We start from the raw sequence: 15,177 nt of genomic DNA on the forward strand, positions 1-15,177 counted from the left end.
TATGGCTGAAGCAGCCATACGCTTATTTTTTAATTAAAACTGAGTTGCTTCTTCAATGATATTTTTAAGGTCGCTAATTGCTACACGTTTTTGTTCCATTGTGTCGCGGTTACGGATTGTTACTTGATTGTCTTCTAATGAATCGAAGTCGAATGTAATACAGAACGGCGTACCGATTTCATCATGGCGACGGTAACGTTTACCGATTGAACCAGCATCATCATAGTCAATCATAAAGTATTTTGCTAAATCTTCAAAGACAGCGCGAGCTTCATTAGAAAGCTTTTTAGAAAGTGGTAATACAGCAGCTTTAAATGGTGCTAAAGCAGGGTGAAGCTGCATAACTGTACGAGAAGATCCATCTTCTAACGTTTCTTCTTCATATGCATCAATCATATAAGCTAATGTTACACGGTCAGCACCTAAAGAAGGCTCGATGCAGTAAGGTACATAGCGTTCGTTTGTTTCTTGATCAACATATTGGAAGTCTTCTCCAGAGTGTTCCATGTGCTGTTTTAAGTCATAGTCTGTACGAGAAGCTACGCCCCATAGTTCGCCCCAGCCGAATGGGAACTTGTATTCAAAGTCTGTTGTTGCATTACTGTAGTGAGAAAGTTCATCATCATCATGGTCGCGAAGACGAACGTTTTCTTCTTTCATACCAAGAGAAAGAAGCCATTTGTTACATGTTTCTTTCCAGTAGTTAAACCACTCTAATTCAGTGCCTGGTTTACAGAAGAATTCAAGTTCCATTTGTTCAAATTCACGCGTACGGAATGTGAAGTTACCAGGTGTAATTTCGTTACGGAAGCTTTTACCCACTTGGCCGATACCGAACGGAAGCTTTTTACGCATTGAGCGCTGAACGTTTTTAAAGTTTACGAAAATACCTTGAGCTGTTTCAGGACGAAGGTAAATTTCATTTGTTGATGTTTCAGTAACACCTTGGTGCGTTTTGAACATTAAGTTAAATTGACGAATTTCAGTGAAGTTAGCTGAACCACACTCAGGACATGTAATTTCATGTTCTTTAATTAAGTCAGCCATTGCATCGAATGAAAGGCCGTCTACGATCATTTCAATGCCTTTTTCTTGAAGTTTTTCTTCAATTAATTTATCGGCACGATGACGGGCTTTACAATCCTTACAGTCGATCATTGGGTCATTAAAGTTTCCTAAGTGACCAGAAGCTTCCCATGTTTTTGGATTCATTAAAATCGCAGCGTCTAAACCAACGTTGTATGGAGATTCTTGAATGAATTTTTTCCACCATGCTTTTTTAATATTGTTTTTTAATTCTACGCCAAGCGGGCCGTAATCCCATGTATTTGCAAGACCGCCGTAAATTTCAGATCCTTGAAATACAAAGCCGCGGTGTTTAGCGTGAGATACGATTTGATCCATTGTTTTTGACATTCTAATTCCTCCTGTAAATGGTAGTGATTCAAGCGAAACAAAAAGAGCGGGTACAAAAAAACTCTCGTCCCTGGGCATATCAACAATATGCCCAGGGACGAGAGTTTTTCCCGCGGTTCCACCCTGGTTGATACAAAATGTATCCACCTTCGTCTGTATATACTCCAGATTGCCTTTTCCTTAAACCATTCTCTAGGCTCCCACCGTCCCTAGTTCGCTTTGTGAAGAGGATTTAAGTACTATTGATCCTTCAGCGTATATCATATGAATTTTAGTAGCTATATATTAGCATATCCTATGCAGAGAAACAATAACCTTGTGCAAAATGGGCTTTTTTTGTGATGTTTTCTTCCGGATTTGAGGGTGAAACCATATCTTTTGTACATATTTTTTGAAAACAAAAAACGTGATGAAAAGTTCGGTTTTCCTTTCATTTCACCCTCTTAGTTTTGTTATAATGAACAAATGGACGAGCGCGAACTTTTAAGTGTAAAGAAATGGAGGAACATATATGTATGATATTAAAGAGTGGAGACATGTCTTTAAATTAGATCCTAATAAAGAGATTTCAGATGCAGATTTGGAGAAAATTTGCGAATCCGGCACGGATGCGGTTCTTGTCGGAGGATCTGATGGAGTGACTCTAGACAATGTACTGCAGCTGTTAATGCGTATTCGCCGCTACACGGTGCCGTGTGCGCTTGAAGTATCAACAATTGACTCTGTAACACCTGGGTTTGATTCTTATTTTATTCCGACCGTTTTAAACAGCAAGGATCCAAAGTGGATTGTTGATTTACATCACGCGGCGATGAAGGAATACGGAGAGATCATGGACTGGGATGAAATTTTTGTAGAAGGATACTGCGTACTTAACCCCGAAGCAAAAGTAGCTGCGCTAACGGAAGCGAAAACAGATTTGGATGCAGAAGACGTTATAGCGTATGCTCGTATGGCTGAACGCATGTTTCATTTGCCCGTTTTCTATCTAGAATACAGCGGAACGTATGGAGATCCTGAATTAGTGGCAGAAGTGAAAAATTCGCTAAATGAGACGAAGTTATTTTACGGCGGAGGTATTGAGACAAAAGAGCAAGCGAGTGAGATGGGAGAGCTAGCCGATACGGTTATTGTAGGAAATGTTATTTATACAAATTTATCGGAAGCGTTAAAAACTGTAAAAGCAGTAAAAAAGAATATTGCACAGTGAAAAATAAATAAAGTAGAATAGAGAATATATGTTCGATATAGGCGGTGAAAACGTGAATTTTTTAAGTGAAAAATTATTAACAGGATTAAACCCTCAGCAACAAGAGGCAGTTAAAACAACAGACGGACCACTATTACTTATGGCCGGTGCAGGAAGTGGAAAAACACGTGTATTAACGCATCGAATTGCGTTTTTAATGGCAGAAAAAGAAGTTGCACCTTGGAATATTTTAGCCATTACTTTTACAAACAAAGCAGCTCGTGAAATGAGAGAGCGTGTTTCAAATATCGTTGGCGGAGTGGCAGAAGATATCTGGATTTCAACGTTCCACTCGATGTGCGTGCGTATTTTACGAAGAGATATTGATCGTATTGGCTTTAATCGTAACTTTACGATTTTAGATTCAACGGATCAGCTGTCCGTTATTAAAAATATTTTAAAAGATCAAAACATCGATCCGAAAAAATTCGATCCGCGCTCGTTATTAGGAAGCATTAGTTCAGCTAAAAATGAACTGAAAGTAGCGGAAGAATTTGATAAAACAGCAGCGGGACCGTATGAAGAAGTTGTAAGCAAAGTCTACAAAGAGTATGAAAAGCGTTTAAAGAAAAACCAAGCGCTCGATTTTGATGATTTGATTATGACAACGATTCAGTTATTTAAACGAGTTCCTGAAGTGTTAACGTACTATCAGCGCAAGTTTCAATATATTCATGTGGACGAGTATCAAGATACAAACCATGCACAGTATATGCTGGTTCGCTTGCTAGCCGCACGATTTGAAAATGTATGCGTAGTAGGGGATTCAGATCAGTCTATTTACCGCTGGCGCGGGGCTGATATTACAAATATCTTGTCATTTGAAAAAGATTACCCAAAAGCCAAAACCATTTTGCTTGAACAAAATTATCGTTCAACGAAAACGATTTTGGCTGCGGCAAACGGCGTCATTGCAAACAATATGAATCGTAAAGTGAAAAACTTATGGACGGAAAACGATGAAGGCCAGAAGATTTATCATTACCAAGCAATGAGTGAGCATGATGAGGCACAGTTTGTAGCACGTAAAATCAAAGAAGCAGTAGACAGCGGCAAACGTAAATATAGCGATTTTGCCATTTTGTATCGTACAAATGCACAGTCACGTGTAATGGAGGAAGTACTGCTAAAATCCAATATTAACTATACAATTGTCGGCGGGATTAAGTTCTACGACCGCAAAGAGATTAAAGATTTGCTTGCGTACTTGCGCTTAATTGCCAACCAAGATGATGACATTAGCTTAGCTCGTATTGTGAACGTTCCAAAACGCGGAGTTGGAGCTACTTCAGTCGATAAAGTAGCCAATTACGGAAACGTTCATGACATTTCTATTTTCAAAGCGCTTGATGAAGTAGAATTGATGGGGTTAACGGGTAAAGCAACAAAGGCACTTCGTGATTTCCAATCAATGATTTCAAACTTAGCTCAAATGCAAGACTATATGTCTGTAACAGAGCTTGTGGAACAAGTATTAGAAAGAACAGGGTACCGTGAAGCGCTTAAAGTAGAAAAAACAATTGAAGCACAAAGCCGCTTGGAGAATATTGATGAGTTTTTATCTGTTACAAAAACGTTTGAAGAAGCAAGCGAAGATAAGAGCTTAGTAGCATTTTTAACCGATTTAGCGCTTGTTGCTGATATCGATAAGCTTGACGACGAGGAAGAAGAAGAGAACGAACAAGTGATTCTGATGACGCTTCACTCAGCAAAAGGTCTAGAGTTCCCGGTTGTTTTCCTAATGGGTATGGAAGAAGGCGTATTCCCTCATAGCCGATCATTATTCGAAGATAATGAAATGGAAGAAGAGCGACGCTTAGCCTACGTAGGAATTACGCGTGCTGAACAAGAATTATATTTATTAAATGCTCAAATGCGTACACTATTTGGTAAAACAAACGTTAATCCAAAATCGCGCTTCATTGGAGAAATCCCAAGCGAGCTTGTGGAATCTTTAAATGAAGCAATGCGCAAACCTGCTGCTGGTCGTTCAGGGGCTTCAGCTTCGCCGTTTGCAGCGCGCCGACAAGCGGCCGTGGCAAAAACGAAGCTTGTGTCAACAGGCAGTGAATCAATTGGATGGAGCGTTGGAGATAAGGCCGAGCATAAAAAATGGGGAATTGGTACAGTTGTAAGTGTAAAAGGAGAAGGAGATTCAAAAGAATTAGACATTGCTTTTCCTAGTCCTACAGGTGTAAAAAGACTGCTTGCTAAATTTGCCCCGGTTACGAAAGTGTAATCGTGAAAAGGAGCTAGAATATGGAGTTTGAGACAGCAAAATCACGCGTTCAAGAATTACGTGACTTATTAAATCAATATGGCTATGAATATTATGTGTTAGATCAGCCATCTGTTCCAGATGCAGAATACGATAAATTAATGAATGAGTTAATTGAGATAGAAGAATCATTTCCAGAATTAAAAACAGCTGACTCACCTACTCAGCGCATCGGAGGCCAAGTGCTCGATGCGTTTGAGAAGGTTCAGCATCAAACGTCTATGCTAAGTTTAGGAAATGCATTTAATGAAGAAGACCTTCGGGATTTTGATCGCCGAGTGCGCCAAGCCGTTGGAGATGAGTTTTCTTATGTATGCGAACTTAAAATTGACGGCCTAGCTGTATCTCTTCGCTATGAAGATGGATACTTAGTGCTAGGAGCTACGCGCGGAGACGGTACAACTGGTGAAAATATTACTGAAAACTTAAAAACAATTCGCTCTATTCCACTGCGAATTAAAGAACCGTTATCAATGGAAGTTCGCGGAGAAGCATTTATGCCGAGAAAATCATTCGAAGCACTTAATGAAGCAAAAATGGAAAGGGATGAAGTTCCGTTTGCTAACCCGCGTAACGCAGCTGCAGGCTCACTGCGTCAGCTAGATCCTAAAATTGCGGCAAAACGTAATTTAGATATCTTTGTATATGCCATGACTGATACAGGAGAATTAGAAATCGACTCTCACAGCGAAAGTTTGAATTTACTGGATGAGCTTGGTTTTAAAACAAATAAGGAAAGACAGACGTGTGAAACTATTGATGATGTGATTGCTTACATCGAAAGCTGGCAAACGCAACGTCCAGAGCTATCTTATGATATTGATGGCATTGTTGTAAAAGTAGATTCATTTGATCAGCAGGCTGAGCTTGGAACAACGGCCAAAAGTCCACGTTGGGCTATTGCTTATAAGTTTCCTGCTGAAGAAGTCGTAACCAAGCTTGTAGATATTGAGCTGACGGTAGGCCGTACAGGTGTCATTACGCCAACAGCTATTTTGGAGCCTGTTCAAGTAGCAGGTACGACGGTACAGCGTGCGTCTCTTCACAATGAAGATTTGATTCGCGAAAAAGACATTCGCATCGGAGATTATGTCGTAGTGAAAAAAGCAGGAGATATTATTCCTGAGGTAGTGAATGTGATTGAAGAGAAGCGAACGGGAGAAGAGCAAGAGTTTACGATGCCTACTCACTGTCCGGAATGTGAAAGTGAACTGGTGCGTTTAGAAGGAGAAGTTGCGCTTCGCTGCATTAATCCAAGCTGTCCTGCTCAAATTCGTGAAGGACTTATTCATTTCGTGTCCCGCAATGCGATGAACATTGATGGACTTGGTGAAAAAGTTATATCGCAATTATTTCGCGAACAGTTAATTAAAGACGTAGCGGATATTTATACGCTGACAAAACAGCAGTTAATCGAGCTTGAGCGCATGGGTGAGAAATCTGCTGATAATTTGATTGCGGCCATCGAAGCCTCTAAAGAAAATTCACTTGAGCGTTTGCTTTTTGGTTTGGGCATTCGCCATGTCGGAGCAAAAGCTGCAAAGACGTTAGCTCAGCACTTTGAAACCATAGACAAGTTAACAAAAGCAACGTATGATGAATTAGTGGCAATTAATGAAATTGGTGCCAAAATGGCTGATGCTATTGTCGCTTACTTTACACAAGAAGAGGTTCAAGAACTTATACATGAATTAAAAGAGTATGGAGTAAACCTTACATACAAAGGACCCAAGCTTGTAAGTGTAGAAAATGTAGATTCTGTTTTTGCTGGTAAAACCGTTGTATTAACAGGTAAGCTTGAACAGCTATCTCGCAATGAGGCAAAAGCACAAATTGAAGCACTTGGCGGTAAAGTCACAGGAAGCGTAAGTAAAAAGACAGACCTTGTTGTGGCAGGGGAAGAGGCTGGTTCCAAACTGATAAAAGCTAACGAGCTTGAAATTGAAGTATGGGATGAGGCAAGGCTACTTACGGAATTAAATAAATAAGAGGTGTGTGTAGTTGAAAAAGATATTGTTACTTTCTCTTGCGGTCATGCTTGTAACTTCAGCGTGTGCACCGAATCTTTCGGACGATAAAGAGACTGTTCAACAAACCAACAACAAGAAAGAAAAAGCAGTTATTCCGAAGTATAGTATTTCAGATGATTATTACCGAACAATTCTTCCATTTAAAGCGGGAGTGGCAAGAGGCTTAGTAGCAGCAAACTTAAACAACCGCTTGGATGCGCAAGAATTTGAAACAGGCTTAATGCGCTTATCGACAGATAGCTATTCTCCGAAAAAATATGTGTATCAAGAAGGCCAGTATCTTGATAAAGATACTATTCGCTCATGGTTAAGCCGTAAGCTGAGTGATAAACAGTTTAAAGATCTTCAAAGCAAAGCAAAAGATGATACGGCGAAAAAGAAGCTTAAAAACACTGGGTTAAACCCAATTGATACAGAAAAAGGCGATTTGAAAACTCGTAACGAAACAAGTCCAATGTACTTAGCGAACATTACTGAGCAAGATTACCTTATCCAAGACGGAGATGACAAGGTAAAACTTGGAGGCGTCACAATTGGCCTGGCGATGAATTCCGTTCATTATTATACGGAAGAAAATGGTTATGCTCGTGAAAAACAACTAACTGATAAAAATATTGAAGAGCAAGGCAAAAAGATGGCCGATGAAATTGTGCAGCGAATGCGTAATATCAAGGGCTTAGAAAACGTTCCAATTCGAGTAGCGCTATTTAAACAAAGTGCTAAGGCTTCTTTAACGCCAGGTAACTTTATGGCTGTCGGAAATGCAGGTTCAAATGATACGGCCGTTGGCAGCTGGGATAATTTAGACGAGAAATATTATTTATTCCCATCATCAGATGCAACAAAAGATCACCGAGATGATGCGATGAAATTTGATGAGTTTAAAGCTCAAATTGAAGACTATTTCCCGAACTTTACGAGCGTAGTAGGGAAAGGGTATTACAAAGATGGACAGCTTCAAAAAATGACGATTGATATTCCCGTACAATTTTATGGAAAAGGTGAAATTGTAGGATTTACTCAGTACGTTGCTGGTTTAATGCTTGATCATTTCCCTTCATATATGGAAACGAGTATCTCTATTAACTCAGTAAGCGGACCGGAAGCTCTCATTGTTAGAAAAGCAGATGAAGACAAGCCGTTCGTTCATATTTACGAAGAGTAAGCAAAAACAGACACTGCTCAAGCAGTGTCTGTTTTTAATTCTATGAAATTGCCTCCTATGAAGAAATGGCGTGAGAATTTTGTTTCGTAAACTTAGCAAGATAATAAGCAGCAAATGCAAATGCATCTTGTTCGGTTGTCCGCTCTTCATACGGGCGCTTTTTATCCAGCTCAAATTCTTTCTGATAATAAGGGATGTGATCTTGAATATAGTGGCGCAGCTCGTGAAAGATCGTTTCAATGAGCGGAAGATAGTCATCAAATTTAAAAATAAATATAATGCCTACTTCTCGCCAGTAAACGCCTGATGCAAACTGGAGGTACTCTGTTTCTTCTTCTCCAAGGGCAGAGACAATTTTATTGGCTTCGCACGAATCACAAAAAATGATAGGAATATGAAAGGCTTTATTTAAACAAGCAAAAACATCTTTTTGCAAGGTGGACAAATTCCACTTGAATTCTTCATCTAATACAAACCATCTTCCGCTTTGCTGATACACAGGGCGCTGGTGGATGACTGACTGTATAAGTATTTTATTCAATTTTTATAGCACCTCTTTTACGGTAAAGTAGTTATTCGTTTTCTTTACTTTCCCAAAGACTAGTGAAATTAAAACATAGTGGTGTGTTCATCTAAAGCATGTTTCTCTTTCTATCTATCTTTTCTAAAAAGAAGGTTATTTTATACCTATGCAAGAGAGAAATATTTTATGACGAAGGAAAAGTATGGAATGTTGTTTGAATGAAATAGATTTGGTATAAAATAGAAGTGATAAATGTAAGCCCTGTCTTGTCTGGCGGGGTTTTTAATATTTTAGGAACTAGTCTCAGAAATGTTGCCTGTTGCTAGTGAAGTTTGGTATTATCAGTATATTGTAGTGGGACGAATATTCGGAGGTGAAGGAACATGTCAAGAATTTCTGTTGATCAAGTAAAACACGTTGCAAACTTAGCGAGACTTGCGGTGACGGATGACGAAGCAGAACTATTTACAAAACAATTAGATGCTATTATTACATATGCAGAACAATTAGATGAGTTAGATACTACAAATGTAAAACCAACTTCTCACGTATTGGATATGAAAAACGTAATGCGTGAAGATAAGCCAGCTAAAGGTTTACCAATTGAAGACGTAGTAAAAAATGCGCCAGACCACAAGGATGGCTACATTCGAGTACCAACTATTTTAGAATAAGGAAGGAGGCTTTACGATGTCTTTATTCGATCGTAAACTTTCAGAACTACATAGCCTTTTACACAAGAAAGAAGTACGTGTACAAGATTTAGTAGACGAATCATACAAACGTATTAATGAAGTAGATGATAAAGTAGGTGCGTTCTTAGCGCTTAATGAAGACAATGCTCGTGCTTATGCAAAAGAGCTTGATGAAGCATTACAAACAAAAGATGAATTTGGCCTATTATTTGGTATGCCAATCGGTGTAAAAGATAATATTGTCACAAAAGATTTACGTACAACTTGCTCTAGTAAAATTCTAGCAAACTTTGATCCGATTTATGATGCAACAGTTGTTCAAAAATTACAGGCAGCTGAAGCGGTAACAATCGGTAAATTAAATATGGATGAATTCGCAATGGGTTCTTCAACTGAAAACTCAGGTCTTCAGTTAACGCGCAACCCATGGAATTTAGATTACGTACCAGGTGGATCTAGCGGTGGTTCAGCTGCAGCTGTGGCAGCAGGCGAAGTTCCGTTTTCTTTAGGTTCTGATACAGGTGGTTCAATTCGTCAGCCAGCTGCTTATTGCGGTGTTGTCGGATTAAAACCAACGTATGGTCGCGTATCTCGTTACGGATTAGTGGCATTTGCATCTTCTTTAGATCAAATCGGACCAATCACAAATTCTGTTGAAGATAATGCATACTTACTTCAAGCAATTTCAGGCGTAGACCCAATGGATTCTACTTCTGCTAATGTTGATGTACCGGATTATGTATCTGCTTTAACAGGTGACGTAAAAGGTCTTAAAATTGCTGTTCCAAAAGAATACTTAGGCGAAGGTGTAGGCGAAGAAGCTCGCCAGTCTGTTTTAGATGCACTAAAAGTGTTAGAAGGACTAGGCGCAACTTGGGAAGAAGTATCGCTTCCACACTCTAAATACGCATTAGCTACGTATTATCTATTATCTTCTTCTGAAGCGTCTGCTAACTTATCTCGTTTTGACGGCGTTCGCTACGGATATCGTACAGATAATGCTGAGAACTTAATCGAGATGTACAAGCAGTCTCGAAGCGAAGGCTTTGGAAACGAAGTAAAACGCCGTATCATGCTTGGAACATTTGCGTTAAGCTCTGGTTATTATGATGCTTACTACAAAAAAGCACAGCAAGTACGTACGTTAATCAAGCAAGACTTTGAGTCTGTATTTGAAAACTATGACGTTATCATTGGACCAACTACACCAACTCCATCATTTAAAATTGGTGAGAAAACAGACGATCCATTAACAATGTATGCAAACGATATTTTAACAATCCCAGTAAACCTTGCTGGAGTACCTGGTATTTCTGTGCCTTGCGGCTTATCAAATGGATTGCCATTAGGGTTACAAATTATCGGTAAGCATTTCGACGAAAGCACAATCTATCGTGTTGCTCATGCATTCGAACAAGCAACTGAGCATCATAAAGCGAAACCAGCACTGTAAGGGGTGAGATAAAGATGAACTTTGAAACGATTATTGGTCTTGAAGTACACGTTGAGCTTAAGACAAAATCTAAAATTTTCTCAGCAAGTCCAAACGCATTTGGTGCGGCTCCAAATGCTAACACAAGTGTAATTGACTTAGGTTATCCTGGCGTATTACCTGTGTTAAACAAAGAAGCAGTTGATTTTGCAATGAAAGCAGCGCTTGCGCTAAACTGTGAAATTGCAACAGATACAAAGTTTGACCGTAAAAACTATTTCTATCCGGATAACCCAAAAGCTTATCAAATCTCTCAATTTGATAAACCAATTGGCGAGAACGGTTGGATTGAAGTAGAAGTTAAAGGTGAAACGAAGCGTATTCGTATCAACCGACTTCATTTAGAAGAAGATGCTGGTAAGCTAACGCATACAGGCGATGGCTATTCACTAGTAGACTTCAACCGTCAAGGTACACCTCTAATTGAGATTGTATCAGAAGCAGATATGCGTTCTCCTGAAGAAGCATATGCTTATTTAGAAAAATTAAAATCAATTATTCAATATACAGGCGTATCTGATTGCAAAATGGAAGAAGGTTCACTTCGCTGTGATGCCAATATTTCTTTACGTCCAGTTGGACAAGAAGAGTTCGGTACAAAAGCTGAGTTAAAGAACTTAAACTCATTTAACTATGTGCGCCGCGGTCTTGAACACGAAGAAATTCGTCAAGAAAAAGTGTTATTGTCTGGTGGCTTAATCGAGCAGGAAACACGCCGTTTTGACGAGTCTACGGGCGAAACAATTCTAATGCGTGTAAAAGAAGGGTCTGACGACTACCGCTACTTCCCAGAGCCTGACTTATTAGAATTACACATCGACGAAGAGTGGAAAGAACGCGTTCGTGCTTCGATTCCTGAACTTCCAGATGCTCGCAAAAAGCGCTATGTAGAAGAGCTTGGCTTACCTGCTTATGATGCAATGGTATTAACGCTAACAAAAGAAATGTCTGATTTCTTTGAAGCAACGCTTGCTGCGGGTGGAGACGCGAAGCTATCTTCTAACTGGTTAATGGGTGAAGTTTCTGCTTACTTAAACTCAAACCAAAAAGAACTTTCAGATGTAGCCTTAACACCTGAAGGCCTAGCTGGTATGATTCAATTAATTCAAGAAGGTACAATTTCGTCTAAAATTGCGAAAAAAGTATTCAAAGAATTAATTGAAAATGGCGGAGATGCAAAGAAAATTGTAAAAGAAAAAGGTCTTGTACAAATTTCTGATGATGCAACTTTACGTAAATTCGTAACAGATGCATTAGATGCAAACCCTCAATCTATTGAAGATTTCAAAAACGGTAAGGATCGTGCAATCGGCTTCTTAGTTGGTCAAATTATGAAAGCTTCAAAAGGCCAAGCGAACCCACCGATGGTTAATAAAATTCTTTTAGAAGAAATTAATAAACGCTAAATTTGATAACTAAATGTGAGGTGGATATCCATCTCACATTTATTATGAGTAAGGGCGATCGCGCTGAAGGTATGAATAAAAACCGAAACGTGAATATTGTATATCAAGGTTAATTTCTTTATAATATGTTTGTTCATGCCCCCTCTTGTTGATGATGTAATGTGAGGGGGCATTCTTTCACTGATAAAAGTAGGCAAAGATTTGTGACAAATTATCATTATTAGGATGATGAATATGAAAAGAGCGAGAATTATTTATAACCCGACATCGGGCCGTGAAATTTTTAAGAAAAACTTACCGGAAGTCTTGCAAAAGCTAGAGCAAGCAGGCTACGAAACATCTTGTCATGCTACAACTTGTGCTGGTGATGCAACAGAAGCTGCTAAAGTAGCAGTAGAACGTCGTTTTGACGTTGTAATTGCAGCCGGTGGAGACGGTACCATCAATGAAGTCGTAAACGGTATCGCTGGACAAGACTATCGTCCGCAGCTAGGTATTATTCCTGTTGGAACAACCAACGACTTTGCTCGTGCCATTAATGTGCCGCGTACGATTGAAGGCGCTATTGATGTCATTGTAGAAGGCGTAACAAAGCCAATTGACTTGGGCTGTGTAACAAACGACGGAGAAACGCATTACTTTGTAAATATCGCCGGAGGCGGCCGTTTAACTGAATTAACATATGAAGTGCCAAGCAAGTTAAAAACAATGCTTGGACAGCTAGCTTACTATTTAAAAGGCATGGAAATGCTTCCTTCTATTAAACCAACATCTGTTGAAATTGAGTATGACGGAAAATTCTTTGGCGGCGAGATTATGTTCTTCCTCGTTTCCTTAACGAACTCAGTCGGCGGTTTTGAAAAGCTGGCACCAGATTCTTCTTTAGATGACGGCATGTTTGATTTAATTATTTTAAAGAAAGCAAATTTAGCTGAGTTTATTCGAATTGCGACACTTGCGCTGCGAGGAGAACACATCAATGATCCTCATATTATCTACACAAAAGCGAACCGTGTTAAAATTCATACAAATGATAAAATGCAGTTAAATCTAGATGGCGAGTACGGCGGATTATTGCCTGGGGAATTTGTAAACTTATATCGCCATGTAGAAATCTTTGTTCCAAAAGCAACAGCTGAATTGATGGAAAAAAATGAGATCGCCTAATTGCGATCTTTTTTCATGCTTTTCTTTGTTTGGCTTTCGCTCTTATGGTACAATCAGTTCAGCATTTTCAAATGACTAAAAGGATGTAACGATAAATGGAAAAATTAAAACCACCTGTAGAAAAAAATGAATATATAGATGTTGCGTTTGAAGATTTAACGCATGACGGAGCGGGTGTAGCGAAAGTGAACGGATTTCCTATTTTCGTTCAAAATGCGCTGCCCGGCGAAAGCGGCCAAGTAAAAGTCATTAAAGTAAAAAAAGGCTATGCGTTTGGCAAGCTTATCAAGCACCATACGTTTAGTGAGCAACGTGTTGAAGCACCCTGTCCGGTCTACAAGCAGTGCGGAGGCTGTCAGCTGCAGCATGTAAGCTATGAAGGACAGCTGCAATTTAAACAAAAGCAAGTAAAAGACGTCATGGCGCGAATTGGCCATTTACCTGACGTTCCGGTACATTCGACGCTAGGAATGAACGATCCTTGGCGCTATCGAAACAAAGCTCAAGTTCCCGTAGCAGAACGAGAAGGCGGTTTGGTCGCTGGGTTTTATCAGCAGCGAAGCCACGACATCATTAACATGGATGCCTGTTTGATTCAGCAGCAGGCAAATGATGATGTTGTTCAAGCTGTCAAATCAATCTGTGAAAAGCATGGCGTTTCTGCTTACCAAGAACAAAAACATAAAGGCTCACTTCGTCATATCATGGCGCGCTACGGACTTGTAACGGGTGAAATCATGGTTGTCATTGTGACTCGTACAGCTGAGCTGCCAAACAAAAAGCGTATTATAGAAGACATTATCAAAGCCGTGCCGAACGTAAAATCAATTGTTCAAAACGTAAACAGAAAGCGCACAAACGTCATTTTAGGGAACCAAACGAACGTACTTTGGGGAGAAGAATATATTTACGATTATATCGGCGACGTTAAATTTGCCATTTCAGCAAAATCATTCTACCAAGTAAACCCTGAGCAAACGAAAGTGCTTTATGACAAAGCGCTTGAGTATGCGGATTTAACAGGAGAAGAAACGGTAATTGACGCCTACTGTGGAATCGGAACAATCTCGTTATTTCTCGCTCAAAAAGCGAAAAAAGTATATGGCGTTGAAATCGTGCCTGAAGCGATTGAAGATGCAAAGCGCAACGCTGAGCTAAACGGTATTCACAACGCTGAATTCGAAGTAGGCGAAGCAGAGGTCGTCATTCCAAACTGGTACAAACAAGGCATCAAAGCGGACGTCATCGTCGTAGATCCACCGCGAAAAGGATGCGACGAAGCTCTTTTGAATACCATCATTGACATGAAGCCGAAAAAAGTTGTCTATGTTTCATGCGGACCAGCAACTCTTGCGCGTGATCTAGCTATTTTAGAAAAAGGCGGATATGAGACGGTTGAAGTTCAGCCTGTTGATATGTTCCCGCATACGACGCATGTGGAGTGCTGTGTGTGGTTAAAAAGAATTGAAGAATAAGAAGATGAGTTCGAGAATCGATAAAAGATTCTCGGGCTTCCATCTGCTTTTATTTCAATTTGATTAATTAAGCGATGTGAAATTTCAGGAATTAATTCTTTAAATTCTAAGATCGCATGTAATTTATCATATATATGCTCCTCCTAGATTGAAGTGATTATTTTTCGTCAAATTAATCACTATTTATCAAGTTAGTAATAATTCTCGGGTATCTCGTTTGTATAGAGAGCTTTATCTAATATAGATGAATACGCTCACACCTCTTTTTCTTATTTTTCTGC

11 protein-coding genes are annotated in these 15,177 nt (G+C 39.5%); 9 read left to right on the forward strand and 2 right to left on the reverse strand.

Annotation, left to right across the window (positions count from 1 at the left end):
- Window positions 1–33: 33 nt before the first annotated feature.
- Window positions 34–1,416 (reverse strand): glycine--tRNA ligase, encoded by a 1,383-nt coding sequence (locus AC1D0Y_RS22160; RefSeq protein WP_013055049.1) that lies wholly within the window; start codon window positions 1,414–1,416, stop codon window positions 34–36.
- A gap of 511 nt (window positions 1,417–1,927) precedes the next feature.
- Between AC1D0Y_RS22160 and pcrB the strand changes: the two genes are divergently transcribed.
- Genes pcrB through AC1D0Y_RS22180 form a run of 4 tightly spaced genes read left to right on the forward strand, consistent with a single transcriptional unit; the run spans window position 1,928 to window position 8,138 of the window.
- Window positions 1,928–2,626, forward strand: coding sequence for a heptaprenylglyceryl phosphate synthase (pcrB, locus tag AC1D0Y_RS22165; protein ID WP_477707927.1), 699 nt, complete (start codon window positions 1,928–1,930; stop codon window positions 2,624–2,626).
- Window positions 2,627–2,654: 28 nt separating this feature from the next.
- Window positions 2,655–4,904: a DNA helicase PcrA gene (gene pcrA, locus AC1D0Y_RS22170; protein WP_013081449.1), complete on the forward strand. Its 2,250-nt coding sequence runs from the start codon at window positions 2,655–2,657 to the stop codon at window positions 4,902–4,904.
- Window positions 4,905–4,924: 20 nt separating this feature from the next.
- The gene (gene ligA / locus AC1D0Y_RS22175; RefSeq protein WP_060746077.1) at window positions 4,925–6,931 is read left to right on the forward strand and encodes an NAD-dependent DNA ligase LigA; all 2,007 of its coding nucleotides are present in this window, start codon (window positions 4,925–4,927) and stop codon (window positions 6,929–6,931) included.
- Window positions 6,932–6,944: 13 nt separating this feature from the next.
- Complete coding sequence (locus AC1D0Y_RS22180; protein WP_033580828.1) at window positions 6,945–8,138, forward strand: CamS family sex pheromone protein; 1,194 nt, start codon at window positions 6,945–6,947, stop codon at window positions 8,136–8,138.
- Between the two features lie 55 nt (window positions 8,139–8,193).
- Here AC1D0Y_RS22180 and AC1D0Y_RS22185 read toward each other — a convergent pair whose 3' ends face one another.
- On the reverse strand, window positions 8,194–8,679 hold the full coding sequence (locus tag AC1D0Y_RS22185; RefSeq protein ID WP_060746078.1) for a DUF3920 family protein: 486 nt from the start codon (window positions 8,677–8,679) through the stop codon (window positions 8,194–8,196).
- 365 nt (window positions 8,680–9,044) lie between these two features.
- Here AC1D0Y_RS22185 and gatC point away from each other — a divergent pair, with 365 nt between their 5' ends.
- The 5 genes from gatC to rlmD all read left to right on the forward strand — a co-directional run bounded on the left by gatC (window position 9,045) and on the right by rlmD (window position 14,896).
- Complete coding sequence (gatC, locus tag AC1D0Y_RS22190; protein ID WP_013055055.1) at window positions 9,045–9,335, forward strand: Asp-tRNA(Asn)/Glu-tRNA(Gln) amidotransferase subunit GatC; 291 nt, start codon at window positions 9,045–9,047, stop codon at window positions 9,333–9,335.
- Window positions 9,336–9,351: 16 nt separating this feature from the next.
- Complete coding sequence (gene gatA, locus AC1D0Y_RS22195) at window positions 9,352–10,809, forward strand: Asp-tRNA(Asn)/Glu-tRNA(Gln) amidotransferase subunit GatA (protein WP_013055056.1); 1,458 nt, start codon at window positions 9,352–9,354, stop codon at window positions 10,807–10,809.
- 14 nt (window positions 10,810–10,823) lie between these two features.
- Window positions 10,824–12,254: an Asp-tRNA(Asn)/Glu-tRNA(Gln) amidotransferase subunit GatB gene (gene gatB, locus AC1D0Y_RS22200; protein ID WP_013055057.1), complete on the forward strand. Its 1,431-nt coding sequence runs from the start codon at window positions 10,824–10,826 to the stop codon at window positions 12,252–12,254.
- A 234-nt stretch (window positions 12,255–12,488) separates the two neighbouring features.
- The gene (locus AC1D0Y_RS22205; RefSeq protein WP_016762783.1) at window positions 12,489–13,421 is read left to right on the forward strand and encodes a diacylglycerol kinase; all 933 of its coding nucleotides are present in this window, start codon (window positions 12,489–12,491) and stop codon (window positions 13,419–13,421) included.
- 95 nt (window positions 13,422–13,516) lie between these two features.
- The gene (rlmD, locus tag AC1D0Y_RS22210) at window positions 13,517–14,896 is read left to right on the forward strand and encodes a 23S rRNA (uracil(1939)-C(5))-methyltransferase RlmD (RefSeq protein ID WP_060746079.1); all 1,380 of its coding nucleotides are present in this window, start codon (window positions 13,517–13,519) and stop codon (window positions 14,894–14,896) included.
- The last annotated feature ends 281 nt before the right edge of the window (window positions 14,897–15,177 follow it).

The organism is Priestia sp. P1_B12_1, from assembly GCF_056406695.1.